This window comes from Bacillus sp. IT-79MI2, assembly GCF_949768135.1.
GTDB lineage: Bacteria > Bacillota > Bacilli > Bacillales > Bacillaceae_G > Bacillus_A > Bacillus_A pseudomycoides.
This window is the reverse complement of the sequence record NZ_CATKPV010000056.1, coordinates 1-25,151: the sequence shown is the minus strand read 5'-3', so window position 1 is coordinate 25,151 and position 25,151 is coordinate 1. Positions and strand designations below refer to the sequence as shown.

Here is a 25,151-nt window from a genome sequence, read left to right as displayed (position 1 = left end):
TAAATATAAATACCCCTTTCTTTAGAGAAGGGGATTTATATCTTCAATATTTTAAAAATCAAAATCATCCAAAATGCTTTCTTCTTTTTGTTTTGGCGGATTTAAAGGTACTACTTCACTTTGTGTTACTTCTCGTAATGAAGTATTTTTCTTGAGTTCGTTCATTTTATTAAAAATTTCAACAGGGTTATCTGATAGCATACTTTTTAACAATTCTTCAGCGATGGGGGTTCTTGTTTTACCTACCGTTAATAAATTTGTTAGTGGAATATCTTTGTTCATACTTAATTCCATCCATTGGAATAAGGTGTCTTGATAGGATTCTACATTATCTTTAAGGTCTTTATTTTGTTCTTTTGCTTGTACCAAAGCTAATTTTGTTTCAAGTAATTCTTTTTCTAGCTTCTTGCACTTTTTAATATATTGTTGGAGCTTTAATTCATTCATTTTTAAAGCTCCAATTATTTTATTTTTATCGGAAGTTTTTCCTGTGAAAAACTTATTTACGATATCGTTTGTGTTAATAATTGACTCATCTTCTTGAACTTCATTAGGAATGTGGTGTTGCATGACTTGATTTGTTTTGTCAATTATGGCTCGTCCTTCACCTTTTCGCCAAAAAAATTCTCCGATGTTGTGTTCAATCTCACCGTTTTTAAACAATTCTTTGGAATATCGATATACATCCATATACGCTATTTTTCCAGTAACTTTTCGTTCTTTAGTGTAACGATAGATAATATCTTGTATGAGTTCTGCGGGAAATGTTTTTTTTGGTCTGCCTCGTCTTTGTATCATTATTTACTTCGTTCCCTTCGTAGCATTTGCTAATTTGAGTGAGAAATTCAACATTTTATGTACACTTGTATCTAATTGATTTTTAGTAACGAGTAAATCTCTATTAAACTCTTGGTTGAATTCTGAGAAATCATCTTCAAAGGCTTCATTTATAGCCATTTTGTAAAGGTTGTTTAATGTTTTTACAAGTGCACTTACTTCGCTTTTACACTGTTTTAGTTCATGTTCTATTTGTTCTTTTTTAGATAAGAACTCTTCAGGGCTTATTTTCCAATAAGCACAAAAATAGCATTTATCTACTTGGCAAAATACATTTTGATCTGTACAATAACCTGTTTCAAGTTCCATTTCGAAACCTGTATCATTAGTTTTTAGGACTTTTTCTCTTACAAAATCATCATCTAAATAGTTATGATGTGAACTAGAGGTAGAAGAATCGTCTTTATTTATTTCTTGTTGGAACTTGAATTTTTGCATCAATTGTATAATTTCAACGTCTACCCAATATTCCATATGCTGTTGATAATGATATTGTGAACTTACAGAGGTGTGTCCTCCGAGTCTGGCGATTTCAATAGGATGATAGCCTTGTCGCATTAAGTTTAAAAAAGCGAAATGCCGTGTATCCCCAAGGCGAATTCTATGTGTATATGTTACTTGGTACATCTTTTCTACGATTTCCTCATAGAAGTCATTTAAAAGTAGTTGAAGACGGTTATATCTAAATCTACGTTTAAAATATTCACGATGATTATATGTTTTTTTAAATTGAATTGATGCATCAGAAATTAATGTTATTGATGGGCCGAAAGTATTTGTCATTATGATGTAATTTTCTATTTCTTGATACAATTTTTGAGGTATAGATATTTTATCAACGATTTGAATTTTATAATGATTTTTTTTCTGTTTTAAACGAGGTAATTGTATATAATACTTTCCATTTTCTTCGCTTAATGCATTTCTATTTATATCACAAAATTCTGCAGGGCGCATAGGAATCAAATTACTTAGTGTCCACCACAAATAAATTGGATAGTATTTTAAAAAGTGATTCTCTTCTTTCGATGTTTCTTTAAAAAAACTTTCAATTACCCACGAAAATGTTAATACATCGTTTGAGGGAGGGAGCTTTCGAACCATTCCGCCAACTTTTTGAATATCGATATCTTTTTTTATATCTACAAGCATTTTTTTATAAGTCTGCGTAACGTCAATTCCTTCATAAAAATCAATGAAATTGAGGATAGGGATACATAGATTCCACCGTGTTCTATCGTCACATTCATAAAGAAGATAATTGTTAGATTGCTCTAATAAATCTTCGTTACATATATGAGATAATGTGAGGAAATTTTCTACATATTTATAGTATTTGCTAAGTGATTCTAAGGAACGATAAGGAATTAAAGTAGCGATCCAGCACTTTAAAGCTTGAATGATAAGAGTAGAATCTACATTCCAGAATGTCGTTTTTTCTCTCATAGTTGCAAAATTAAAGTAAACATGTGAATGACGAGTGTCACATATAAAACGCCATTCGTCATCTTCAATAGTGCCTTCAATCAGTAAACCTTTTGCTTTTTGTTCCTCTAAAATTTCAACTGATTGTTGAATCATACTATCTACATCGAACTGGAAGTCATTGAATTCTTCAAGTAATTCTTCAATCCTTTTTTCTTCTATTACAGACATGATTATCACCTACCTTAACGTTGAATAGTTACATACTCTTTAATATTAGGGATTGAACTTAAATCGTTTTTAAAACCTTCTAAGCCATTTTTAAAGAAAGAAGATACTTCATCTTTGCCGAATTTTTTTACAGCAGCTTCTATTAAATACAGGTAATTATATAAAAGATTAGAAAGGCGAATTTTTTCACCTTTTTTAGTAGTTGTATTAAATTGTTCTTTAAAGTCATTAACAGTTAATTGAAGTTCTTCTTCTAACTGCGACAATGCATAGAAGTTTGGAATTGCAAACTGGCATTTTTCACAATCTCGATTCGGAAATTTACAAGTTTGGTAAAGGCACTGGAAATATTCCTTTTTGGAGGGCTGTTGCCCTAGTTTTATAGAGTCGTATATGTCTTTTCTTTCTTCAAGTGAAAGTCCTTTGATAACTTTGTAAACAATGTTTTGTTCGTTATTTAATCTATTTAAATAACGGGCCATTTGTTCAATATGATAGACATCACCAAATACTTCTTTTAGTGTTAGAGAAGTTTGATTTTGCTCTTCTCTGTTATCAATAGGTTCTTGTAGTATCAATTCACTTAAAGCATCATATGCATAGTCAAAGTGACCGAGATCAAATAGTTGTTTGGTTATAAAATCCATTTTTTCTTGAGGGATGTCAATATAAATATTCGTTGTTTCTTTGTCGCTATGACTTCGTATGAATTTAGTAATTTCTAAAGGATTTCGATTAGTCGTTTTTTGAATTACGCTATAAACATAGCTAATTAATGTGCGGTTCATTTTTGTAGATTTAAAGATAAAATGATCATTATGTTTTTTAAAGAAAGCCTCTCTTTGTCCTTCTTTAAAACTTCTTTGACGATTATTAAAATCAATTAATACCTCTGATAAAGGTTGACAAATTTGGCAGCGAAGTTCACATAATACTGCAGAATGTGCAAATGCTGCTAATAACTCTTGTGAGCAAAAGAAATGACGTTTTTTCTTAGTTTTTGAATGTGTAAAAGTCATTGCCTTAACTTGATTAACAACTGTTATGATATCTTGTTCGCTTAAATTGTTTCTTTCAATCCATGCTAATGCATCTAGTGCTTCCATACTTCCAATTTGTGTTTGTTGTAAGTCTAGTCTTGGAAAAGAGGTTACATCATAATGTCGCCATGCATTGTTCAAATGGAGTAGTACATATAGCCAGGAAGAATCTCTATGCAGGTGTTTTTCACAGTTAATCTGTGATCGGATATCTACAATTGCTTGTTTTTTATGTTCTGGAATGTTTTTTGCATAATCTATTAAAGCAATGTATTCATCAATAGAATAAATAGTTTTTTCTTTTCGAATAAGTGGTGTTTTTTTATATATTTTTTTGAGTCTACTGAATTTATAATTAATAGGTAAATTTGAAGTTTCTCTTGCCTCAGATAGTTGTCTCAAAAATTTGTACAATTCTATTTGTACAGTGTTGTTGATATTGGAATTAAATATTGCTAAATTTAGTTCAGTATCTGTATAAGTAAAAATTTCTTTTAAATGTGTTATTTTAGTTAATAAAACTGTGGTGTTAAATAAGATGCGTGTCAAACTCTGTATGGTTCTACGGGTTGCTGTACTTTTTGACAATTTCATTTTCAAAAAGGTAAACCAATATTTCTCAGTTTCCCTTCCTGTATTGCTGAAAGTGATATCAGCTTCGCGTAATGCTGTTTGCAATACCTCGTATGGGTCAGATTCGGAGTGATAAATGATATTTTCTATATTCTGTTCTTTTTGTCTTTTTTCATTGAGAGATAATACATCTTTTTTTGAGTATATTAAAGTTAGCCCCCTACGAAAGTTGATTCCATCACGAATTGTACATACCAGGGGAGGAACATAGATTGAATGTATGTTATTTCTAATAAATTTTTGGCTCATTGAATTAGGAGAGAGGTTTAGTATTTTTGTTGCCTCTTCTAATGTTAAGTATTCATTGCGTATTTGTTGCCACAATTCATTCTGTTTATCAATGAGCATTGTAACATCTTCTTTTTTAAAATAAGTAATGGGGGAATTTTCATTTTTTATGGTTATAAGGTTGTATTCTTTTGCTACTTTTTCAACAGAGATTGGAGTAATAGCAAGTGTTTTTGCCAAGCTTTCTTTTGCTGTATATTGAATTTTTTTTTGTTCTTTTTCTTTCAAAATTGACTGCCAATCTTTTTTGTTAAGGTACATATAATTGCAATCATTTTGGTACAATTTAACAACCTCTATTGGATACTGATTTAGCCAATGTTGTTGAAATGATTTCAAAGAAGAACTGTGTTCTTTGGCAGCGGAAGCGACTGACATGTATTCTTTTTTAAACCTTATAACTTCCTGTTTGGGAATGAAAACTCGGTTGTAATGTATCTTGTGATTAAGTAATATAACTTTCATATGACCACTGTTGTGAAAACCACAAAAACGTTTTTCAAATGTTTCTAATGGGATCGCGTATTTTTTGTCGTCGTAACACAATTCTGCTATGACTTCTGCAATTTTATAAAAATGTTTATTTAATAGTTGGAATGCTAATTGGTATTTAGCTAATGAATAGAGAGAATATAAAAACATTCTCTTGTCCCTTTTGAAAGAGATTATGCCTTCATTTTTTAAACGGTTAATTAATCCAATCCCCATAACGGATGTTAATTCACGGTTTTCCTTTTTAATAGCTGGAAGTGTTTTGTATTGGTTTTTATAGTGTTGTAACGATTGCACCCCTTTTTGATACTCTTCAAGATGTTGTACAGCTTCTTCAATAGAAATAGCCTCTAGTTTCATTGTCTCACTTCCCTAAATTAAAATTGTCTATAGTTTTTCTATTAATATCTGCATTCTGCGTTTCGGCCGCTATGCGTATGTTATCGATAGCTTTCTTAGTTAATTGCAAGGCATTTTTTTCTTCTACATAGCTCATTACTGAACTTAAATTTTTGTCTCCTCTGGCAATAGCAACTTCAGGAATAGTAGCGTTAATTTGAAGAAGAAAGTTTGTAAAAATACCCCGACCAATATGAGTAGACCATTTTTTATCAGTGAGAAATAAATAATCGTCCATACGACCTTCCTCGCTAAGGCTCTTTAAAAATGCCTTTTTAACTTTGTTGAATAACTCTGTATAAGTTTTTCCCGACATAGCTTCCCCAGTTCTTTTTGCAATAAACAATGCATTTGGATTTCTTATTCTTTTTTGATTATTCAATCTTTCTAAAAGTTGTTTGTGTTCTTTGTATACTTGGGAAAGTAATGGGTTTGTTAATAAAGCTTGATTGCGAGGACGTTTTACACCTTCATGCTGTAAGTTTGATTTGTTTTGGAATAATTCTTGATGTCTTTCTCTTATTTTTAAAATGAATTTATTCTCCCCTAAATTTGTATCGTTCCAAAAGTAAGGTGATTCGATAGCCTCTTTAGTTAAATTTACAACTTCACCTGTTCGTAATCCCCCAAAGAACTGAAAACAAATCCCAAGTGCTATATCAGGGGCAACGTCTTGCGTAATCTTAATAAATCTTTGAACTAGTTCATATCTGTTTTCACCAAAATCCACTAGTTTTTCTGACACTCTTTCGTTTCGGCCAGGGTAAATTGTACCTAGCTCTAGGCTGTTAAAAGGTGAACATTTTTCTGCATTGATCTTTTCATGAATAATCTGGTTAGTGGATAACCATTGGTAGAATTTAATTAAGTAGCTTTCTATCCTATATATATAATCAGAAGATAACTCTTCATTCCTTGCTTTAAGAGATAAGTAGGATATATATTGAGAACCATGAATTAGCTTTAACCCAAATAAACCTTCCTCTTTTAAATTAATAAATTCCGTTGCTTTATCTCTTATCTGTTTGTTTGTATAATTTAAAAATTTTATTAGTTCATATGCTGCATTTCTTTGTGAACTCAAAGACTTAGATGCTCCTCGATAATATGTCCGTATATAATTTGTTAAAGGAGAAGGGTATATTCTATTTGTTTTTTCATCCTTTATTCCTATACCTATAGCTCTTTCCCCTATTACTCTTCCATTGATATAGTGAAAGTTATCGTATTCCTTTACTACAAATGTATAATCATATTCAAACTTCACTTCACTCTGCCCCCCACATAAACCAAAGAATATCTACTTAATCCTATGTTTAGCAGATAATACTTAGTGTTTATTTTTACCAATTTAATATATTCGTGGATAAAAAAATAAATCCTTCTATTATAAGGATTTATTGTATGTATTCTATGATTTTTTTATTTAATACCAGATATCGTTATACAAGAACTTCATCTAAAATTAAAACAAGGTGGCGGTGCATCTTTGCTTCTTGCACGACAACTTCCATGTCTTTTTTATTATGAGTAACAGCATTTAATAGGCGAAAGGGCGTCCCTGTACTGCCGGCAATTGCACTAGCAATCGATGTTTTTCCAGTTCCGGGTGGCCCGTATAAAATCATCGATTGGAAATGGTTTGCCTGAACCATTCGCCATAAAATTTTCCCTTCACCAACTAAATGCTCTTGACCAATTATTTCTTTAATATTTGTCGGACGCATTCGGTGTGCGAGTGGTTGTTTCATTATGACCGTCTCCCTTAATATGTAATCTCATTCTATGGTATCATCTTTTTTATGGAAAATTGAAATATGCTACTGTATTTATAAGTAATTCTGCTTAATTTTTTCATTCTTCTCTTTGTTGTAATAATTGCCGAGTTTTTCAATGTGATTTTATGTTATCATTTTGATACATAAGTTGAAATTTCTTATAATACTATATTATGCTATAATTTCATAGGATTTTGATTTTAAAATTGTGTTCTTCTTACGAATAAAGATTTAATTAATAGAAGTGAAATTTTGAAAAGAGGTGCGAAATAGATGAAAATTTCAACGAAAGGCCGTTACGGCTTAACAATTATGATTGATCTTGCGAAGAAGTTTGGTGAGGGTCCAATTTCTTTAAAATCAATTGCGCAAGCGCATGACCTATCTGAACATTACTTAGAACAATTAATCTCTCCACTTCGTAACGCTCGTCTTGTAAAAAGTACGCGTGGTGCATATGGTGGTTATGTATTATCTGACCAACCAGCTAATATTACGGCTGGCGATGTAATTCGTGTTTTAGAAGGCCCAATTAGCGTTGTTGAAATGATAGAAGAGGAAGAACCAGCGCAGCGCCAGTTGTGGATGCGTGTTCGTGATGCAGTACAAGAAGTATTAGATAGTACAACTCTAGAAGATTTAGTACGTTATGAGGAAGAGAATCATGGGGGTTATATGTTTTACATTTAATTCCTTGTGAAACGATTTGGAAAGAAGGAGATCTGATGGAACGCATTTACTTAGATCATGCTGCGACATCTCCGGCTCACCCAGAAGTAGTCGAAAAGATGATTCCATATATGACAGAAATATTTGGTAATCCGTCTAGTATTCATTTCTATGGACGCCAAACGCGCCATGCGGTAGATGAAGCAAGACGCGTTTGTGCACGTAGCATTCATGCAAATCCAAATGAAATTATTTTTACAGGCGGTGGTACGGAGGCTGATAATTTAGCACTTTTAGGTGTGGCACGTGCAAACCGCAATAAAGGAAATCATATTATTACGACGCAGATTGAACATCACGCTATTTTGCATACATGTGAAGCGTTAGAGCGAGAAGGCTTTGAGGTGACGTATTTACCGGTTGATGAAACAGGTCGTGTTCAAGTTTCTGATGTAAAAGAGGCGTTAACAGATGAAACGATTCTCGTATCTGTTATGTTTGGAAATAATGAAGTTGGAACGGTTCAACCGATTGCAGAAATTGGAGAACTGTTAAAAGAACATCACGCTTATTTTCACACGGATGCTGTACAAGCCTACGGTTTAACAGCAATTGATGTGAAAGAGTTAGGCATTGATTTATTATCAATCTCAGCTCATAAAATTAATGGTCCAAAAGGTGTAGGTTTTTTATATGCTAGCGCGCAAGTGAAGTTTGAACCGTTATTAACGGGCGGGGAGCAAGAGCGAAAACGTCGTGCAGGTACTGAGAATGTACCTAGCATCGTTGGGCTAGAGCAAGCTGTTAAGTTGGCAGAATCAACGCGTGAGCAAAAAATTGCCCAATATGAAGGATTTAAAGATATAATGGTATCTGTCTTTCAAAAAGAAGACATTACTTTCGAGGTAAACGGAAACTTAGAATATCGCTTACCACATGTGTTTAATGTAAGTTTCACAGGAATGGATATTGAGCCGTTTCTTGTAAACTTAGACTTAGCAGGTATTGCAGTATCAAGTGGTTCTGCATGTACAGCTGGTTCTATTGATCCATCGCATGTGTTAGTGGCGATGTTTGGAAAAGATTCCGATCAAATACGTTCATCCGTACGTTTTAGCTTTGGTCTTGGTAATACGAAAGAACAAGTGGAAAAAGCAGCGTACGAAACAGTGAAAATCGTGAAGCGGTTAACACAAAAATAGCATGGGAGGTGACATGATGAACAAACTACCTCACGAAACGCGCGTTGTCATTGGGATGTCTGGTGGTGTCGATTCATCTGTAGCAGCTCTTTTATTAAAAGAGCAAGGTTATGATGTAATCGGGATTTTTATGAAAAACTGGGATGATACAGACGAGAATGGTGTCTGTACAGCAACGGAAGATTACAATGATGTAATCGAAGTGTGCAATCAAATCGGTATCCCCTATTATGCAGTAAACTTTGAAAAACAATATTGGGATAAAGTATTTACGTACTTTTTAGATGAGTACCGAGCTGGTCGTACGCCAAACCCAGATGTAATGTGTAACAAAGAAATTAAATTTAAAGCCTTTTTAGAGCATGCGATTGCGCTTGGTGCCGATTATGTAGCGACAGGTCATTATGCACGTGTTGCTTATATCGATGGCGAATATAAAATGCTACGCGGCGTTGATGATAATAAGGATCAAACATACTTCTTAAATCAATTAAGCCAAGAGCAATTATCAAAAACGATGTTCCCACTTGGTGAGTTAAAGAAACCGCAAATTCGTGAAATGGCAAAAGAAGCTGGTTTAGCAACAGCGACGAAAAAAGATAGCACAGGTATCTGCTTTATTGGTGAGCGTAACTTTAAAGATTTCTTAAGTAACTACTTACCAGCTCAGCCAGGTGTAATGCAAACATTATCTGGCGAAGTGAAAGGGAAACATGACGGTTTGATGTACTATACAATTGGACAACGTCATGGTCTTGGTATTGGTGGTAATGGTGATCCTTGGTTCGCTGTTGGGAAAAACTTGAAAGAAAATATTTTATATGTTGATCAAGGATTCCACAATGAGCTTTTATATGGTGATGAAGTCATTGCTACGAATATAGGTTGGGTAAGCAACAGAGCGAAAGAAAAGGAATTTAAGTGCACAGCGAAATTCCGTTATCGTCAAGAGGATAACAAGGTAACGGTTCAAATCGTTGATGATAATACAGTTCGTATTCTTTGCGATGAACCAATTCGTGCGATTACGCCAGGACAAGCAGTTGTTTTCTATGATGGAGATGAATGCTTAGGCGGTGCTACAATTGATGAAGTATACCGTAGTGGTAAGAAACTAGACTATTTAGGATGAAAAAAGAGAAGCCTCTGCCGATTAGCGGTTAGAGGTTTCTTTTTCATAACAGCGAATTTTTGTTCGCTTGGAAAATAGATTATTTGTTATAATTTGTTGTAGAGGTGAAGAACATGTCAAATAAGCTTGAAGCAGGCATTCAATATATGCAAGAAGGAAACTGGGAAGAAGCAGCTAAAAATTTTACAGAGGCAATTGAAGAAAATCCGAAAGATGCACTTGGATACATTAACTTTGCGAATTTATTAGATGTGTTAGGAGATAGCGAACGTGCGATTTTATTTTATAAACGCGCATTAGAATTAGATGAAAAATCAGCTACTGCCTATTATGGGATTGGAAGCATATATTATGGACAAGAGCAATTTACAGAAGCAAAAGCTGCATTTGAGCAAGCGATGCAAGCTGGATTACAATCAGCTGATGTGACATTTATGCTAGGGATTACGTATGTACAGCTTGGAAATGATCGTCTTGCACTGCCATTTTTACAAAGAGCAACTGAATTAGATAGGGCGGATGTAGAAGCGGTATTCCAATGCGGATTATGCTTTGCACGACTAGAACATATTCAGGAAGCGAAACCTTATTTTGAAAAGGTTTTACAAATGGATGCAGAACATGCAGATGCGTACTATAATTTAGGTGTTGCGTACGTGTTTGAGGAAAATAATGAGAAAGCACTTGCTTTATTTAAGAAGGCGACTGAAATTCAACCAGATCACTTTTTAGCAGGGAATGGCATTCGTTTATTAGAGCAAGAAGCCGAATAGAAATCGTACCTTAACGCGCAGTTACCCCTCATCTAATGATAAGTAGAGAGGTGGGGGCTTTACTGCTCGTTAGATTGAGAGAAATCGGAAAGGAGAGGAAACATGGGAAATCAACATGCAATGGATTTGTTTGAGGAAGAGCAAAAATTTATAAAAGCACAAGTTCTTCATACCATTTTCCACAACGAAGAAAACCTCTATTCCGTTGTCAGTATGAAAATCATTGAAACAAATGAAACATACGACGAAAAAAAAGTGATGATCAACGGTCACTTTCCCCGTATGCATGAAGATGAAGTATTTACATTGACGGGTCACTTTAAAGACCACCCAAAGTACGGAAAGCAATACTTAGTTGAAACATTTAAAAAAGAATTACCTCAAACAAAAACAGGTATGGTGCAATATTTAGCGAGTGATTTATTTAAAGGAATTGGGAAGCGAACAGCAGAAAAAATTGTTGATCATCTCGGAGAACATGCGATTTCTAAAATTATGGACGACCCTGCTGCATTAGAAGGTGTTGTAAACAAGCAGAAAGCGCAAGAAATTTATGACACAATTATTGAACACCAAGGGCTTGAAAAGGTCATGAGCTTTTTAAATGGTTATGGTTTTGGGACGAAGCTCTCGATTAAGATTTATCAGCAGTATAAAGAAATGACGCTTGAAGTGATTCGAAATAATCCATATCAGTTGATTGAAGAAGTCGATGGCATCGGTTTTGGAAGAGCTGACGATATAGGACGAGCGCTAGGGATATCTGGTAACCATAATGATCGTGTGAGAGCAGGATGTTTCTATACGTTAGAAAATGTTTCGCTCCAAGAAGGTCATGTGTTTATGGAAAAAGGTCAACTAGTTCGAGAAACCGTATCGCTTTTAAATAATCAAGAGGGTAATGTGACGGAAGAAGATATTTTGCAATGCGTTGAAATGATGCAAGGTGAAGGGAAAATCATTATAGAAGAAGACCGCATTTATTTAGCTTCGTTATTCTATTCCGAAAAAGGCGTTGTCAAATCAATCCGCCGTCTCATGAACCAAGAAGAGACGCCTTCATTTCCTGAAGCGGAAGTATTATTAACGTTAGGGAAAATTGAAGAGCAGCTAAAAGTACAGTATGCGCCGCTTCAACAAGAGGCAATTCAAACTGCGCTTCATAAGCCGATGATGTTATTAACCGGCGGACCTGGTACAGGGAAGACGACCGTTATTAAAGGAATTGTCGAAATGTATGCTTCCTTGCATGGTTTATCATTAAGCCCGAAAGATTACAGTGATGATAATCCGTTTCCGATTCTGTTAACAGCTCCGACAGGCCGCGCTGCGAAGCGGATGAGTGAGTCAACAGGGCTTCCTGCTTGTACGATTCATCGTTTACTTGGTTGGACGCCAGAAGGATCTTTCCAGCGTAATGAAACGGACCCTGTACAAGGAAAGTTACTTATTATTGATGAGTTTTCAATGGTTGATATTTGGCTCGCAAATCAATTGTTTAAATCATTACCAACAAGCATTCAAGTAATTGTTGTAGGTGATGAAGATCAATTACCTTCTGTAGGGCCTGGACAAGTTTTGAAAGATTTATTAGATGCTGGTGCAATTCCGACAGTGAAGTTAACAGAGATTTACCGTCAAGCAGAAGGGTCATCCGTTATTCGGCTTGCCCATGCGATAAAAAATGGTACGCTGCCACCAGACTTAGCACAAAATAAAAAAGATCGTTCGTTTATTGGTTGCTCAGGTGCTCAAATTGTTGAGGTTGTAAAACAAGTATGTGAAAACGCGAAGACGAAAGGGTTTAATGCAAGAGATGTCCAAGTGTTAGCGCCTATGTATCGCGGTCCGGCAGGTATTAATGTGCTAAATGAAGCACTCCAAGAAGTATTTAATCCGAAGAAAGAAAAGAGTAGAGAAATTGCCTACGGTGATGTTGTGTATCGAACGGGTGATAAAGTATTGCAGCTCGTAAATCAACCAGAAAGCCAAGTGTTTAATGGTGACATTGGAGAAATTGTTTCTGTATTTTATGCAAAGGAAAATGTGGAGAAACAAGATATGGTTGTTGTTTCGTTCGATGGGATTGAAGTAACGTATATAAAGCCAGATTTAAATCAAATTACACATGCGTATTGTTGTTCAATTCATAAGTCACAAGGAAGTGAATTTCCAATTGTAATTATGCCGATTGTAAAGAGCTATTACCGCATGTTACGCCGTAATTTAATTTATACAGGTATTACGAGAAGTAAAAAGTTTCTAATTATTTGCGGAGAAGAATCAGCCTTTCAATCTGGTGTGAATCGTCTTGATGATTCACTGCGGCAAACAACGTTAGCTGGTCGCTTGCAGGAATCAAAAGGGGAAGTGCAAATGGTTACGATTGATGGCCAGGAGATGGATGTGGAAAACATTTCACCGTATGATTTTATGTAGCAAGGTGAAATTATATAGTGAAACTTTCAATATAGAGAACGTTATTTTGAAAGTGTAAGGCAGTTCTAGTATGTATAAATGAGTGCAGTTTGGACATAATGGCGAATAGAATCTGGGAGACTGTAAGGAGATGAAAGCCATATGTTCAGTTGTCCAAATTGCAAAGGGAAAGACATTGGAAAAATAGGTGTCAACCAATTTTATTGCTGGAATTGTTATATTGAATTATCGGTTTCAAAGGGGAAAATCCATACGCATCAAGTAGAAGAAGATGGATCGCTTAGTTCTCTTGATGATTTATTTGATGAGAATGAACGAACCATCGGATAGTCAAAAAGGGGGATTTACTTTGAACGTACGCAATTCATTAATCGCATTAGGTATTGGAGCTGCGGCATATCAATATGCACGTAAACAAGATGTGTTTTCCAAACGTAATATGAAAAGAGCACGCAAAATGATTAAGTCTTATTTATAATCATTTCTATAAAGTGAAAAACTCCCTTAATTCTCAGGGAGTTTTTTCATGTGCTCGTATAGAAATAAAAAAGTCCAATTTCAGAAAAAAGATAAGAAAGTCCGTAACATCCAATACCAAGAACTCCGTAATACCACAGCTGTTTCGCACGTTCTTTTCGTGTTGAACGCGTGAAGAGTCCCTTCCAAATACCAAAGCCAATACAGATCCATTCTAGTATCATGAAAAGTGTTGAAAGAATTAACATAAGCCAAACCATTTTATTCCTCCTCACATATTTGCGAGCTGACCTAAGTGCTTGTCCGTATGATGTTAAATATATGTAAGTTTTTTTAAAACAGTATGGTCTGTATGGAAATATTTTAGTCCAGTAATTTTTTAAAAGTTTTACACATAACCTTCTCTATTTCTTTTCAAAATAAGGATGGAGGAGGTTTTTCGCTTGAAGAATCTTAAAATTATTTGGATCTATCGATTAGGGTTATTGTTATTAGTGTTTTTATGTTTGCTCGTCTTTTTAAAAATTAAACCACTATGGGCGCCAATCATATTCGTGTTTAAAGTAGCAATTACACCATTTTTAATTGCTTGTTTCATCGCGTATTTACTGCATCCTTTAATTGAAAAATTATATAAAGAGGGAATGCCACGTACACTTGCGATTTTGCTTATTTATATTCTCTTTTTTGGTGGTCTCGGTTATGGAATTTATAAAGGGACACCGGTTGTGATTGCGCAGCTACAAGAAATCAATAAGCAATTCCCGCAGTTTATGAAAATGTATGATTCTTGGATGGACGGTGTGACAGAACAGACAGACAATTTCCCATCGTTTATTCATGAGAAAGTAACGCAAGTTTTTATTGGAATTGAAATGAAGATACAAGCGTTATTAAATAAAGTGATGAGTACAGCACATGGTGTATTGGATTCATTGCTTATCATCTTTTTAATTCCATTCATTGTATTCTACATATTAAAAGATTATGGAGAATTTTATCATGTTTTTTGGAAGATGGTTCCGAGTAAATGGCGTAGTACAGGACAAGTGTTAGCGAAGGAGATCGATAAGTCACTTGGAAGTTATATTCGAGGGCAATTATTTGTGTGTTTAGTTTTAGGAGGCGTGTCTGCTCTTTCGTTTTGGTTTATTGGTATGAAGTATCCACTATTACTAGGTATCATTGTTGGAGTTACTGATATAATCCCGTACTTTGGTCCTATTTTAGGAGCGATTCCGACATTAATGATTGCCGCAACGATATCCACAAATCTTTTTATTAAAGCAGGTATCGCACTTGCCATTTTACAATTTGTTGAAAGTAACATTTTATCTCCGTATATTGTTGGGAAATCGTTACGTATGCATCCTGTTATTATTATGCTTGCTCTTCTAATTGGGGGAGAAATAGGTGGAATTGTAGGTCTTTTAATATCGGTTCCTATTTTAGCGGTGATTCGAACCGTTATTGTTCATATAAAGCCACTCTGGAAACATTGACAAATGGAAACGGATTCGCTACAATTTTGGCATATAGCATATGATTTTAAATTGATGACGGAACGAGTATGTCACAGTCCATTTTTAGAGAGAAACTTCCATTGGCTGAAAGAAGTTTTAAATGAAGGGTGACAGAACGCTAATCCTGAGAGCAGCTAATCCCTGCCGTCTTGCCACGTTACGGCACCATGAGGTGATGAATCGAGAATGTATAAATCGGTTCATAATTAGGGTGGTATCGCGAGTTAACTCTCGTCCCTTTTATAGGGACGGGAGTTTTTTGTTTTTATGAAATTTCTTAAGGGAGGAAATATAGATGAAACAGTTAACAGGAGCACAAATTCGTCAAATGTTTTTAGACTTTTTCGAGGAAAAAGGGCATGCAATTGAACCGAGTGCATCATTAGTTCCACATGAGGATCCATCTCTTTTATGGATTAACAGTGGTGTAGCGACATTAAAGAAATACTTTGATGGCCGTGTAATTCCGCAAAATCCACGTATTACAAATGCACAAAAATCAATTCGTACAAACGATATTGAAAACGTTGGGAAAACAGCTCGTCACCATACATTCTTTGAAATGTTAGGAAACTTCTCAATTGGTGACTACTTTAAAGAAGAAGCAATTACATGGGCTTGGGAATTTTTAACGAGCGACAAATGGATTGGATTCGATAAAGAGTTACTATCTGTAACAATCCATCCAGAAGATGAAGAAGCATTTATAATTTGGAATGAGAAAATGGGTGTTCCGAAAGAGCGCATCATTCGTTTAGAAGAAAACTTCTGGGATATTGGTGAAGGACCAAGTGGACCGAACACAGAGATTTTCTATGACCGCGGTGAAGCTTACGGTAACGATTTTAGCGATCCTGAGTTGTATCCAGGTGGAGAAAACGAACGTTACTTAGAAGTATGGAACCTTGTATTCTCTCAATTTAACCATAATCCGGATGGCTCATATACGCCACTTCCAAAGAAAAACATCGATACAGGGATGGGTCTAGAGCGTATGACATCTATCGTTCAAGATGTACCTACAAACTTTGATACAGACCTATTTATGCCAATGATTGGTGCAACAGAATCAATTTCTGGTGAGAAGTATCGCGGTGGCGATGTAGAAAAAGATATGGCGTTTAAAGTAATTGCTGACCATATTCGTACAGTAACATTCGCTGTAGGTGATGGAGCTCTTCCTTCTAACGAAGGCCGTGGTTATGTATTACGTCGTTTATTACGCCGTGCTGTACGTTATGCGAAGAAATTAAACATTAACCGTCCATTCATGTTTGAATTAGTACCGGTTGTTGGCGAAGTAATGAAAGACTTCTATCCAGAAGTTCTTGAAAAGAAAGACTTTATTGCAAAAGTTGTGAAGAATGAAGAAGAGCGTTTCCATGAAACACTTCATGATGGCGAAGCAATTTTAGCTGAAGTAATTGCAAAAGCGAAAGAAGAAAAAACAACTGTTATTTCTGGCGTAGATGCGTTCCGTCTATACGACACGTACGGTTTCCCAATTGAATTAACAGAAGAATATGCAGAAGAAGCTGGTATGACAGTTGATCAAGCAGGCTTTGAAAATGAAATGGAAAAACAACGTGAGCGTGCACGTGCTGCTCGTCAAGACGTTGATTCTATGCAAGTTCAAGGCGGTGTACTTGGTGAAGTTAAAGTAGCGAGCGAATTCGTTGGTTACGGTACAGTTGCAACAGAAAGTAACGTTGTTGCACTTGTGAAAAATGGTGAGTACACAGATAGCCTACAAGCAGGTGAAGAAGGACAATTAATGCTTGATGTAACGCCATTCTACGCTGAGAGTGGTGGGCAAATTGCAGACCGTGGTTATCTTCTTGCTGACGGCGTAAAAGTTCTTGTAAAAGACGTACAAAAAGCACCAAATGGTCAAAACTTACACAAAATAGTGGTGGAAGAAGGAACGTTAACAAAAGAAGCAGCTGTAAAAGCTATTATTGATACGAAGAACCGTAGCAGTGTTGTGAAAAACCATACAGCAACGCATATTTTACACCAAGCATTAAAAGATGTACTTGGAACACATGTTAACCAAGCCGGTTCTCTTGTAACATCAGAACGCCTACGCTTTGACTTCTCTCACTTCGGTCAAGTACAAGCTGACGAATTAGAAAAAATTGAGCGTATTGTAAACGAAAAAATTTGGGAAAGTATTGATGTTGCGATTTCTCAAAAAGCAATCGAAGAAGCAAAAGAAATGGGCGCAATGGCATTATTCGGTGAAAAATACGGCGATGTTGTACGTGTTGTACAAGTAGGCGATTACAGCTTAGAGCTTTGCGGTGGTTGTCACGTTGATAACACAGCTTCTATCGGTATTTTCAAAATCGTTGCTGAGTCTGGTATCGGTGCAGGAACACGTCGTATTGAGGCGGTAACTGGTAAATCTGCATACGAATTAATGAACGATCAAGTAGGTTTATTAAAAGAAGCAGCAGGAAAAATGAAAACAAATCCGAAAGATATTTTAACAAGAGTTGATGGTTTATTTGCTGAAGTAAAACAACTTCAAAAAGAAAACGAATCTCTTGCTGCGAAATTAAGCAATATCGAAGCTGGAAACCTAACTGATTCAGTAATGACAGTTGATGGCGTGAACGTATTAGCGGCGAAAGTAAATGTTGCAGATATGAACAACTTACGTACAATGATGGATGACCTTAAAAATAAATTAGAGTCTGCAGTTGTTGTATTAGTGTCTGTAAATGACGATAAAGTAAATATTTTAGCGGGTGTAACGAAAGATTTAATTAGTCAAGGTTACCATGCAGGTAAACTTGTGAAAGAAGTAGCTTCTCGTTGTGGCGGTGGCGGTGGTGGCCGTCCTGACATGGCTCAAGCAGGCGGTAAAAACCCAGCACAAGTAGAGGAAGCTTTAGCATTTGTACAAGAGTACGTTAAATCTGTTTCAAAATAAAGAGATAGTAGTGTACAATGGTAGGGAGAGGAGAAGTTCTTCTCCCTATACTTACTACTTACAAGTGAGGTGCTTGAAATGGACGGTTTTGATAAAACAATGAAGTTTAGCATTCAAGATGAAAAACAGAGTGTCCATGTAAATGATGTACTTTTAACTGTGTATGATGCACTTCAAGAAAAAGGTTATAATCCGATTAACCAAATCGTCGGTTATTTATTAAGTGGAGACCCAGCATACATACCTCGCCATAAAGATGCACGAAGCATCATTCGCAAGCTTGAACGTGATGAATTAATTGAAGAGCTTGTGAAGTCTTACTTGAAACATCATCGTGAGGAGTAGTTTATGCGGATATTAGGTTTAGATGTTGGTACCAAAACAGTCGGTGTTGCAATGAGCGATGAAATGGGCTGGACAGCACAAGGACTGGAAACAATCAGGATTAACGAAGAACGAGGCCAATTTGGTTTTGATCGTATTTCTGAGTTAGTAAAACAGTACAATGTGGACAAGATAGTAGTAGGTTTACCAAAGAATATGAATGGTACAATTGGCCCACGTGGTGAAGCTTGCCAGCAATTTGCAGAAAACCTACGGAATCTGTTACAATTAGAAGTTGTAATGTGGGACGAGCGTTTGTCGACGATGGCAGCGGAACGTCTGCTCATTTCAGCTGATGTGAGCCGTAAGAAGCGAAAACAGGTAATCGATAAGATGGCTGCAGTCGTGATCTTACAAGGATTTTTAGATAGTAAATAAGAGGTGACCAAAATGGAAGAAAATCAAATTACAATTGTAGACGAAAAAGGAAACGAACATTTATGTGAAATTATTTTCACTTTTGATGCTGAAAAATTCGGTAAAAAATCATACGTAGTCTTCTCTCCGATCGGTGAAGTAGACGAAGATGGAGACCAAATCTTCGATGCAATGGCATACGAGCAAAATGAAGAAGAGGGTGGAACATTACTTTCAATCGAATCTGAAGAAGAGTGGGAAATGGTACAAGAAATGTTTAACACTCTTGCTGAAGAAGAAGAGGGCGAAGCGTAATTCAGGTGAAGAAGATGGGCTGTACATGCAGTCCATCTTTTTTTGTATTCTCGTGCAAAATGACAGATTTTTTGTCGAAACTACATAATTGTTTATAGTATAATGAGACGGATTGTATAAAATAAAAAAACTATCTGCAAATGAATGAGTTTTGCTTTGGGTTTGTAGGGCATTGTATAGAGGATGTACATATGGTCTACAATGGAATAAGGAGGAAGAATTTTGATAGAGAATCAAGTGAAGAAGAAGCATAGGCGCACACTTTTAATAGTGGTTATTACACTACTTGTGGTCTGCGTGTCAGTCTATGCGTATATTTCATCTGCGTTAAAACCAGTTGATAGCGGGAATAAAAAAGAAATTGAAGTAGAGATTCCAAAAGGTTCATCTACAAGTAAAATCGGAGAGATTTTAGAAGAAAAAGGCGCTATTAAAAACGGTACAGTATTTAGCTTCTATGCAAAAGCTAAATCTAAAAATTTGCAGGCAGGTACATATTTGTTAAATTCATCAATGAATGTAGATGATGTAATGGAACAAATGTCATCGGGTAATGTCCATCGTCCAGTTGCTTATAAATTGACGATTAAAGAAGGTGCACAAGTTGTTGAAATTGCAGATATAATTGCGAAGGAACTGAAATGGAATAAAGATGATGTTGTGCGCCAATTAAACGATAAGGCTTTTATCCAAAAAATGCAGCAAAAATATCCGATATTATTAACAAATAAAATTTTTGATGCCAATATTAAATATCCGTTAGAAGGCTACTTATACCCAGCGACATATTCTTTCTATAAAAAAGATACAACATTGGAAGAAATTGTGACGTCGATGCTTGAAAAAACGAATGCATTAATTGTTCAAAATGAGGCGAAAATGAAAGGAAAGCAGCTGGACGTTCACCAGCTTTTAACATTATCTTCTTTAATTGAGGAAGAGGCGACAGGGGTTACAGATCGTCAAAAGATCTCTAGCGTCTTTTATAATCGTTTAGCAAAAGGGATGCCGTTACAAACAGATCCGACAGTATTATATGCGCTTGGAAAGCATAAAGAACGTGTATTATATGAGGATTTAAAAGTAAATTCACCGTATAATACGTATGTTGTAAAAGGATTACCTGTTGGACCAATTGCGAATTCTGGCAAGCATTCAGTACAAGCAGCGTTAGAACCTGCGCAAACAGATTATTATTACTTCTTAGCAGCACCAAGTGGTGAAGTGTATTATGCAAAAACGTTAGAAGAACATAATGCATTAAAACAAAAATATATTACACAAAAGAAATGAAAATAGGAGGGAGAGCGAAAAGGGTCGCATATCCCTCTTTTTTGTGGTAAAATATATCGGGTTAAAAACTGGCAGAAGAATCGTTTTTAATATCAAAACGGGACGTACAAGCTAAGGGTGAAGCTGGCTTGTATTTTTATTGCATTCTATGTGTGAAAAGATAGAAACTGACACGTCATAGAGGCACTTCTCCATGTAAATAAGGAGGACTATTTATGGAGGATGCAGTTAACGAGTACCTATTATCATTTATTGATCCAAAAGATAAGCTTATTCTTGAAATGGAACAGTACGCAAGTGAACATCATGTGCCAATTATGGATCGTCTTGGAATGGAGTTTATGTTGCAATTTTTACGTTTAATTGGACCGACAAGCATATTAGAGCTCGGAACAGCAATTGGTTACTCCAGTATTCGTATGATGCAAGCTATCCCCAATTCTCGCATTGTGACAGTAGAACGAAATAGCGATCGATATGAAAAAGCACTTGAATATATAGAGTGTTCTTCTGTAAAAGAGCGTATTTCCGTTATTTATGGTGATGCATTAGAAACAGGTGAACAAGTGAAAGAACATGGAACATTTGATGTTATTTTTATTGATGCCGCAAAAGGACAATATCGTCGCTTTTTTGACTTATATGAACCGTTATTAAATCCGGGGGGTGTCATTATTTCAGATAATGTTATGTACCATGGACTTGTAACGACAAAAGAAAAAATTGAAAATAGACGTACGCGTGGTTTGATTCGTCGTATTAAGACGTATAATGAATGGCTAATGAACCATGAAGGATATGATACAACTATTTTTCCGATTGGTGATGGAGTAGCCGTGAGTAAAAAGAGAGGGTGACAACAGTATGAAAAAACCTGAATTGTTAGTAACGCCAAGAGCGGTGGCGGACATTGAACCTCTTGCAAAAGCAGGGGCAAGTGCAGTAATGATTGGTGAGCAAAAGTTTGGCTTACGTTTAGCAGGGGAGTTCACGCGTGATGATGTGAAACAAGCTGTCAGCATTGCACATGAAAATGGTATGAAAGTATACGTAGCGATGAACGCTATGTTCCATAACGACAAAGTAGAAGAATTAAAAGACTACGTTGCATTCCTGCAAGAAGTACAGGTAGATGCAATCGTCTTTGGAGATCCTGCAGTATTAATGACTGTGCGTGAAGTAGCACCAAACATGCAAATGCACTGGAATACAGAAACGACAGCAACGAACTGGTTCACATGTAACTATTGGGGCCGTAAAGGTGCAAAACGTGCTGTGCTTGCACGTGAATTGAGCTTAGATGAAATTGTTGAATTAAAAGAAAACGCTGAAGTTGAAGTAGAAGTGCAAATTCACGGTATGACATGCATGTTCCAATCAAAGCGTTCATTAGTTGGAAACTATTTTGAATATCAAGATCGTAATCTAGAGATTGAAAAGAAAAAGTATGAAGAGAATATGTTTTTACATGATCCAGAGCGTAATAACAAGTATCCGATTTATGAGGACGAAAATGGTACTCATATTATGAGTCCGAATGATATTTGTTTCATTGATGAGTTAGATGAACTCATCGATGCTGAAATCGATAGCTTGAAAATTGATGGGGTGTTAAAAAGCTCTGAATACATTATCGAAGTGACAAAGAAATATCGTAAAGCTATTGATTTATGTGTAGAAGATCGCGATGCGTATTATGACATGAAAGACGATTTATATAAAGAGATAGAAGAAATTCAACCAGTAAATCGTCCGTTAGATACAGGATTCTTCTTTAAAGAAACGGTTTACTAAACGAGGAGGGTGTAGGAAATGACTGTACAAGAAATTTCACGAGTAGTCGATGGAAAACGCGTTATTGTGAAAAAACCTGAATTGTTAATCCCTGCAGGTAATTTAGAGAAATTAAAAGTAGCTATTCATTACGGTGCAGATGCTGTATATTTAGGTGGACAAGAATTTGGTCTTCGTTCAAATGCAGGGAACTTTACGCTAGAAGAAATGGCAGAAGGCGTAGAGTTTGCAAAGAAATATGGCGCAAAAATATATGTAACAACAAATATCTTTGCACATAATGAAAATATGGATGGATTGGAAGATTATTTAAGAGGGATTGAAAAAGCTGGTGTAACAGGAATTATTGTTGCAGATCCGCTTATTATTGAGACGTGTAAACGTGTAGCTCCTTCTGTTGAAGTGCATTTAAGTACACAACAGTCTCTATCCAACTGGAAAGCAGCGCAGTATTGGAAAGAAGAAGGCTTGCATCGTCTTGTATTAGCTCGTGAAGTCGGCTATGAAGAAATGAAGGAAATTAAAGAAAACGTTGATATTGAAATTGAAGCGTTCGTCCATGGGGCAATGTGCATTGCATACTCTGGAAGATGTACATTAAGTAACCATATGACAGCACGTGACTCGAACCGTGGCGGTTGTTGTCAGTCATGTCGTTGGGATTATGACCTAGTTCAAGCAGTATCACAACATAAAGAAGCAGAAGAACTTCCTTTATTCCAAGAAGGCGATGCACACTTTGCAATGAGTCCAAAAGACTTAAACTTGATCCTTTCAATTCCGAAAATGATTGAAATTGGAATTGACAGCTTGAAGATTGAAGGACGTATGAAATCTATTCACTACGTAGCAACAGTAGCAACTGTGTACCGCAAAGTAATTGATGCATATTGCGCGGATCCTGATAACTTTGAGTTTAAACAAGAATGGTTAGATGAGCTCGATAAATGTGCAAATCGTGATACAGCGCCTGCATTCTTTGAAGGAGTTCCAGGATACCAAGAACAAATGTATGGAAATCATAGTAAGAAAACAACGTATGATTTTGCTGGTTTAGTGTTAGATTATAATGAAGAAACAGGCATTGTCACAATCGAACAACGTAACTACTTCAAACCAGGGTATGAGGTTGAGTTCTTTGGGCCAGAAATAGAAAACTTTACACAAACGGTGGAGAAAATTTGGGATGAGGATGGAAACGAATTAGATGCAGCGAGACATCCGTTGCAAATCGTGAAATTCAAAGTGGATCAACCAGTGTATGTGAATAATATGATGCGAAAAAGCATACATCAATAAGAAAGAGTGGTAGTTGAATGGGGACGAATAAGCCGGTTGTAATTGGAATTGCTGGTGGTTCAGGATCAGGTAAAACAAGTGTAACAAAAGCAATTTTTGATCAATTTCAAGGTCATTCCATTTTAATTTTGGAGCAAGATTATTATTACAAAGACCAAAGTCATCTGCCAATGGAAGAGCGTTTAAAAACAAATTACGATCATCCATTAGCGTTTGATAATGACTTATTAATTGAGCACTTACATCAGTTGCTTGCATATAAGCCGGTTGAGAAACCCGTATATGATTATACATTGCATACACGCTCAGAAGAAATTATTCCAGTAGAACCGAAAGATGTAATTATTTTAGAAGGGATTCTCATCTTAGAAGACCCGCGTCTTTGTGATTTAATGGATATTAAGGTGTTTGTTGATACGGATGCTGACCTTCGTATTTTACGTCGTATGCAGCGCGATATTAAAGAGCGCGGTCGTACAATGGACTCTGTTGTTGAGCAGTATGTAAATGTTGTACGTCCAATGCACAACCAATTTATTGAGCCTTCTAAGAAATTTGCGGATATAATTATTCCAGAAGGCGGACAAAATCATGTTGCAATTGATATTATGGTCACAAAAATTGCAACAATTCTTGAACAAAAAGTGAATTTGTAATAGCATAGTAAAAGATATACGATAGGAAGGGATTTTTTCCCTTCTTATCGAATACAATGAAACATGCCAACCTCATCTATCTATAGGTGAGGGCATATTTATATGAACTTTCCATACATATCTTCTTTATATGAGGAAGAATTGGAAAATACGGGGTTGTATGTGACAACTCCGCTAGTGCATGTGTACTAGAAACCTCCGCTATAGGATAAAGCGGAGGAGTTTTCATATTGAACTCCTCTTTTTTTCGGGGGATTGATATATAAAAGGAGTGGAAAACATGGCAATAGAAAAAACATACCCTATGACGCAAGAGGGTAAACAAAAATTAGAAAACGAGCTTGAGCAATTAAAAACAGTAAGACGTAAAGAAGTTGTAGAGCGTATTAAAATCGCACGTAGTTTCGGTGATCTTTCTGAGAACTCGGAGTACGATGCAGCGAAAGATGAGCAAGCATTCGTAGAAGGACGTATTACACAACTAGAAAATATGATTCGTAACGCAGTTATCATTGAAGATAATGGCGAAGAGTCTACAGTTGTAACATTAGGTAAAACTGTAACATTCAAAGAATTACCAGATGGAGATGAAGAAGCTTACACAATCGTTGGTAGTGCAGAAGCAGATCCATTTGAAGGAAGAATTTCTAACGATTCTCCAATCGCAAAAAGCTTACTAGGTAAGCAAATTGGTGAAAAAGTAGCAATTCAAACGCCAGGTGGAGAAATGCAAGTTGAGATCATCTCTGTAAAATAATAAAAAAAGGTTCACTCATG

At 35.8% G+C, this 25,151-nt stretch carries 23 protein-coding genes, 1 pseudogene and 1 other annotated feature; of the genes and pseudogenes, 18 read left to right on the top strand and 6 right to left on the bottom strand.

The features are described 5' to 3' along the window. Nucleotides 1–51: 51 nt before the first annotated feature. The 5 genes and pseudogenes from ACM6HU_RS11850 to ACM6HU_RS11830 all read right to left on the bottom strand — a co-directional run. Nucleotides 52–798 carry a hypothetical protein gene (locus ACM6HU_RS11850; RefSeq protein WP_414848200.1) on the bottom strand — a complete coding sequence of 249 codons (747 nt, stop codon included), beginning with the start codon at nt 796–798 and terminating at the stop codon, nt 52–54. 3 nt (nt 799–801) lie between these two features. Next, nucleotides 802–2,493, bottom strand: coding sequence for a site-specific integrase (locus tag ACM6HU_RS11845; protein WP_414848199.1), 1,692 nt, complete (start codon nt 2,491–2,493; stop codon nt 802–804). Nucleotides 2,494–2,507: 14 nt separating this feature from the next. Beyond that, nucleotides 2,508–5,306, bottom strand: coding sequence for a hypothetical protein (locus ACM6HU_RS11840; protein ID WP_414848198.1), 2,799 nt, complete (start codon nt 5,304–5,306; stop codon nt 2,508–2,510). Between the two features lie 4 nt (nt 5,307–5,310). Continuing rightward, nucleotides 5,311–6,612, bottom strand: a complete 1,302-nt coding sequence (locus ACM6HU_RS11835) for a hypothetical protein (RefSeq protein ID WP_414848197.1) — start codon at nt 6,610–6,612, stop codon at nt 5,311–5,313. Nucleotides 6,613–6,796: 184 nt separating this feature from the next. After that, nucleotides 6,797–7,096, bottom strand: a pseudogene (locus ACM6HU_RS11830) (AAA family ATPase); the annotation flags it as partial. Nucleotides 7,097–7,396: 300 nt separating this feature from the next. Between ACM6HU_RS11830 and cymR the strand changes: the two are divergent. The 7 genes from cymR (at nt 7,397) to ACM6HU_RS11795 (ending at nt 13,816) form a co-directional block, all read left to right on the top strand. Further along, on the top strand, nt 7,397–7,813 hold the full coding sequence (cymR, locus tag ACM6HU_RS11825) for a cysteine metabolism transcriptional regulator CymR (RefSeq protein ID WP_000704116.1): 417 nt from the start codon (nt 7,397–7,399) through the stop codon (nt 7,811–7,813). A 35-nt stretch (nt 7,814–7,848) separates the two neighbouring features. Continuing rightward, on the top strand, nt 7,849–8,994 hold the full coding sequence (locus ACM6HU_RS11820) for a cysteine desulfurase family protein (protein ID WP_016116438.1): 1,146 nt from the start codon (nt 7,849–7,851) through the stop codon (nt 8,992–8,994). A 16-nt stretch (nt 8,995–9,010) separates the two neighbouring features. Next, a complete protein-coding gene (mnmA, locus tag ACM6HU_RS11815) occupies nt 9,011–10,126 on the top strand; it encodes a tRNA 2-thiouridine(34) synthase MnmA (protein ID WP_016116437.1) in 1,116 nt (371 codons plus the stop codon). Nucleotides 10,127–10,239: 113 nt separating this feature from the next. Beyond that, nucleotides 10,240–10,899 carry a tetratricopeptide repeat protein gene (locus ACM6HU_RS11810; protein WP_016116436.1) on the top strand — a complete coding sequence of 220 codons (660 nt, stop codon included), beginning with the start codon at nt 10,240–10,242 and terminating at the stop codon, nt 10,897–10,899. Between the two features lie 102 nt (nt 10,900–11,001). Beyond that, nucleotides 11,002–13,338: an ATP-dependent RecD-like DNA helicase gene (locus tag ACM6HU_RS11805; protein WP_016116435.1), complete on the top strand. Its 2,337-nt coding sequence runs from the start codon at nt 11,002–11,004 to the stop codon at nt 13,336–13,338. Between the two features lie 141 nt (nt 13,339–13,479). Continuing rightward, nucleotides 13,480–13,668 (top strand): hypothetical protein, encoded by a 189-nt coding sequence (locus ACM6HU_RS11800; RefSeq protein WP_000490499.1) that lies wholly within the window; start codon nt 13,480–13,482, stop codon nt 13,666–13,668. Between the two features lie 19 nt (nt 13,669–13,687). Continuing rightward, nucleotides 13,688–13,816 (top strand): YrzQ family protein, encoded by a 129-nt coding sequence (locus tag ACM6HU_RS11795; RefSeq protein ID WP_001102898.1) that lies wholly within the window; start codon nt 13,688–13,690, stop codon nt 13,814–13,816. A 46-nt stretch (nt 13,817–13,862) separates the two neighbouring features. Here ACM6HU_RS11795 and ACM6HU_RS11790 read toward each other — a convergent pair whose 3' ends face one another. After that, complete coding sequence (locus ACM6HU_RS11790; protein WP_016116433.1) at nt 13,863–14,075, bottom strand: hypothetical protein; 213 nt, start codon at nt 14,073–14,075, stop codon at nt 13,863–13,865. A 165-nt stretch (nt 14,076–14,240) separates the two neighbouring features. Between ACM6HU_RS11790 and ACM6HU_RS11785 the strand changes: the two genes are divergently transcribed. The 11 genes from ACM6HU_RS11785 (at nt 14,241) to greA (ending at nt 25,131) form a co-directional block, all read left to right on the top strand. Next, the gene (locus ACM6HU_RS11785; RefSeq protein ID WP_170927957.1) at nt 14,241–15,317 is read left to right on the top strand and encodes an AI-2E family transporter; all 1,077 of its coding nucleotides are present in this window, start codon (nt 14,241–14,243) and stop codon (nt 15,315–15,317) included. A gap of 45 nt (nt 15,318–15,362) precedes the next feature. After that, nucleotides 15,363–15,580, top strand: a binding site (T-box leader). Between the two features lie 53 nt (nt 15,581–15,633). After that, nucleotides 15,634–18,276, top strand: a complete 2,643-nt coding sequence (alaS, locus tag ACM6HU_RS11780; protein WP_016132063.1) for an alanine--tRNA ligase — start codon at nt 15,634–15,636, stop codon at nt 18,274–18,276. A 78-nt stretch (nt 18,277–18,354) separates the two neighbouring features. Further along, a complete protein-coding gene (locus tag ACM6HU_RS11775; protein WP_000348590.1) occupies nt 18,355–18,621 on the top strand; it encodes an IreB family regulatory phosphoprotein in 267 nt (88 codons plus the stop codon). 3 nt (nt 18,622–18,624) lie between these two features. After that, nucleotides 18,625–19,038, top strand: a complete 414-nt coding sequence (ruvX, locus tag ACM6HU_RS11770; RefSeq protein ID WP_016116430.1) for a Holliday junction resolvase RuvX — start codon at nt 18,625–18,627, stop codon at nt 19,036–19,038. A gap of 12 nt (nt 19,039–19,050) precedes the next feature. Further along, on the top strand, nt 19,051–19,332 hold the full coding sequence (locus ACM6HU_RS11765; protein WP_016116429.1) for a DUF1292 domain-containing protein: 282 nt from the start codon (nt 19,051–19,053) through the stop codon (nt 19,330–19,332). Between the two features lie 222 nt (nt 19,333–19,554). Continuing rightward, a complete protein-coding gene (gene mltG, locus ACM6HU_RS11760) occupies nt 19,555–20,625 on the top strand; it encodes an endolytic transglycosylase MltG (RefSeq protein WP_414848196.1) in 1,071 nt (356 codons plus the stop codon). Between the two features lie 215 nt (nt 20,626–20,840). Continuing rightward, nucleotides 20,841–21,482, top strand: coding sequence for an O-methyltransferase (locus ACM6HU_RS11755; RefSeq protein ID WP_016116427.1), 642 nt, complete (start codon nt 20,841–20,843; stop codon nt 21,480–21,482). A gap of 7 nt (nt 21,483–21,489) precedes the next feature. After that, nucleotides 21,490–22,419, top strand: a complete 930-nt coding sequence (locus ACM6HU_RS11750) for a peptidase U32 family protein (RefSeq protein ID WP_088094348.1) — start codon at nt 21,490–21,492, stop codon at nt 22,417–22,419. 18 nt (nt 22,420–22,437) lie between these two features. Further along, nucleotides 22,438–23,718: a peptidase U32 family protein gene (locus ACM6HU_RS11745; RefSeq protein WP_016116425.1), complete on the top strand. Its 1,281-nt coding sequence runs from the start codon at nt 22,438–22,440 to the stop codon at nt 23,716–23,718. A gap of 17 nt (nt 23,719–23,735) precedes the next feature. Continuing rightward, nucleotides 23,736–24,374 carry a uridine kinase gene (gene udk, locus ACM6HU_RS11740; protein WP_003200515.1) on the top strand — a complete coding sequence of 213 codons (639 nt, stop codon included), beginning with the start codon at nt 23,736–23,738 and terminating at the stop codon, nt 24,372–24,374. A gap of 280 nt (nt 24,375–24,654) precedes the next feature. After that, nucleotides 24,655–25,131 carry a transcription elongation factor GreA gene (greA, locus tag ACM6HU_RS11735; RefSeq protein ID WP_016116423.1) on the top strand — a complete coding sequence of 159 codons (477 nt, stop codon included), beginning with the start codon at nt 24,655–24,657 and terminating at the stop codon, nt 25,129–25,131. The last annotated feature ends 20 nt before the right edge of the window (nt 25,132–25,151 follow it).

Bases quoted from the DNA above. Each gene is read 5' to 3' on its own strand.
- ACM6HU_RS11850 (WP_414848200.1), bottom strand. From the start codon at position 798: ATGATACAAAGACGAGGCAGACCAAAAAAAACATTTCCCGCAGAACTC.
- ACM6HU_RS11845 (WP_414848199.1), bottom strand. From the start codon at position 2,493: ATGTCTGTAATAGAAGAAAAAAGGATTGAAGAATTACTTGAAGAATTC.
- ACM6HU_RS11840 (WP_414848198.1), bottom strand. From the start codon at position 5,306: ATGAAACTAGAGGCTATTTCTATTGAAGAAGCTGTACAACATCTTGAA.
- cymR (WP_000704116.1), top strand. From the start codon at position 7,397: ATGAAAATTTCAACGAAAGGCCGTTACGGCTTAACAATTATGATTGAT.
- ACM6HU_RS11820 (WP_016116438.1), top strand. From the start codon at position 7,849: ATGGAACGCATTTACTTAGATCATGCTGCGACATCTCCGGCTCACCCA.
- mnmA (WP_016116437.1), top strand. From the start codon at position 9,011: ATGAACAAACTACCTCACGAAACGCGCGTTGTCATTGGGATGTCTGGT.
- ACM6HU_RS11810 (WP_016116436.1), top strand. From the start codon at position 10,240: ATGTCAAATAAGCTTGAAGCAGGCATTCAATATATGCAAGAAGGAAAC.
- ACM6HU_RS11805 (WP_016116435.1), top strand. From the start codon at position 11,002: ATGGGAAATCAACATGCAATGGATTTGTTTGAGGAAGAGCAAAAATTT.
- ACM6HU_RS11800 (WP_000490499.1), top strand. From the start codon at position 13,480: ATGTTCAGTTGTCCAAATTGCAAAGGGAAAGACATTGGAAAAATAGGT.
- ACM6HU_RS11790 (WP_016116433.1), bottom strand. From the start codon at position 14,075: ATGGTTTGGCTTATGTTAATTCTTTCAACACTTTTCATGATACTAGAA.
- ACM6HU_RS11785 (WP_170927957.1), top strand. From the start codon at position 14,241: ATGGAGGAGGTTTTTCGCTTGAAGAATCTTAAAATTATTTGGATCTAT.
- alaS (WP_016132063.1), top strand. From the start codon at position 15,634: ATGAAACAGTTAACAGGAGCACAAATTCGTCAAATGTTTTTAGACTTT.
- ACM6HU_RS11775 (WP_000348590.1), top strand. From the start codon at position 18,355: ATGGACGGTTTTGATAAAACAATGAAGTTTAGCATTCAAGATGAAAAA.
- ruvX (WP_016116430.1), top strand. From the start codon at position 18,625: ATGCGGATATTAGGTTTAGATGTTGGTACCAAAACAGTCGGTGTTGCA.
- ACM6HU_RS11765 (WP_016116429.1), top strand. From the start codon at position 19,051: ATGGAAGAAAATCAAATTACAATTGTAGACGAAAAAGGAAACGAACAT.
- ACM6HU_RS11755 (WP_016116427.1), top strand. From the start codon at position 20,841: ATGGAGGATGCAGTTAACGAGTACCTATTATCATTTATTGATCCAAAA.
- ACM6HU_RS11750 (WP_088094348.1), top strand. From the start codon at position 21,490: ATGAAAAAACCTGAATTGTTAGTAACGCCAAGAGCGGTGGCGGACATT.
- ACM6HU_RS11745 (WP_016116425.1), top strand. From the start codon at position 22,438: ATGACTGTACAAGAAATTTCACGAGTAGTCGATGGAAAACGCGTTATT.
- udk (WP_003200515.1), top strand. From the start codon at position 23,736: ATGGGGACGAATAAGCCGGTTGTAATTGGAATTGCTGGTGGTTCAGGA.
- greA (WP_016116423.1), top strand. From the start codon at position 24,655: ATGGCAATAGAAAAAACATACCCTATGACGCAAGAGGGTAAACAAAAA.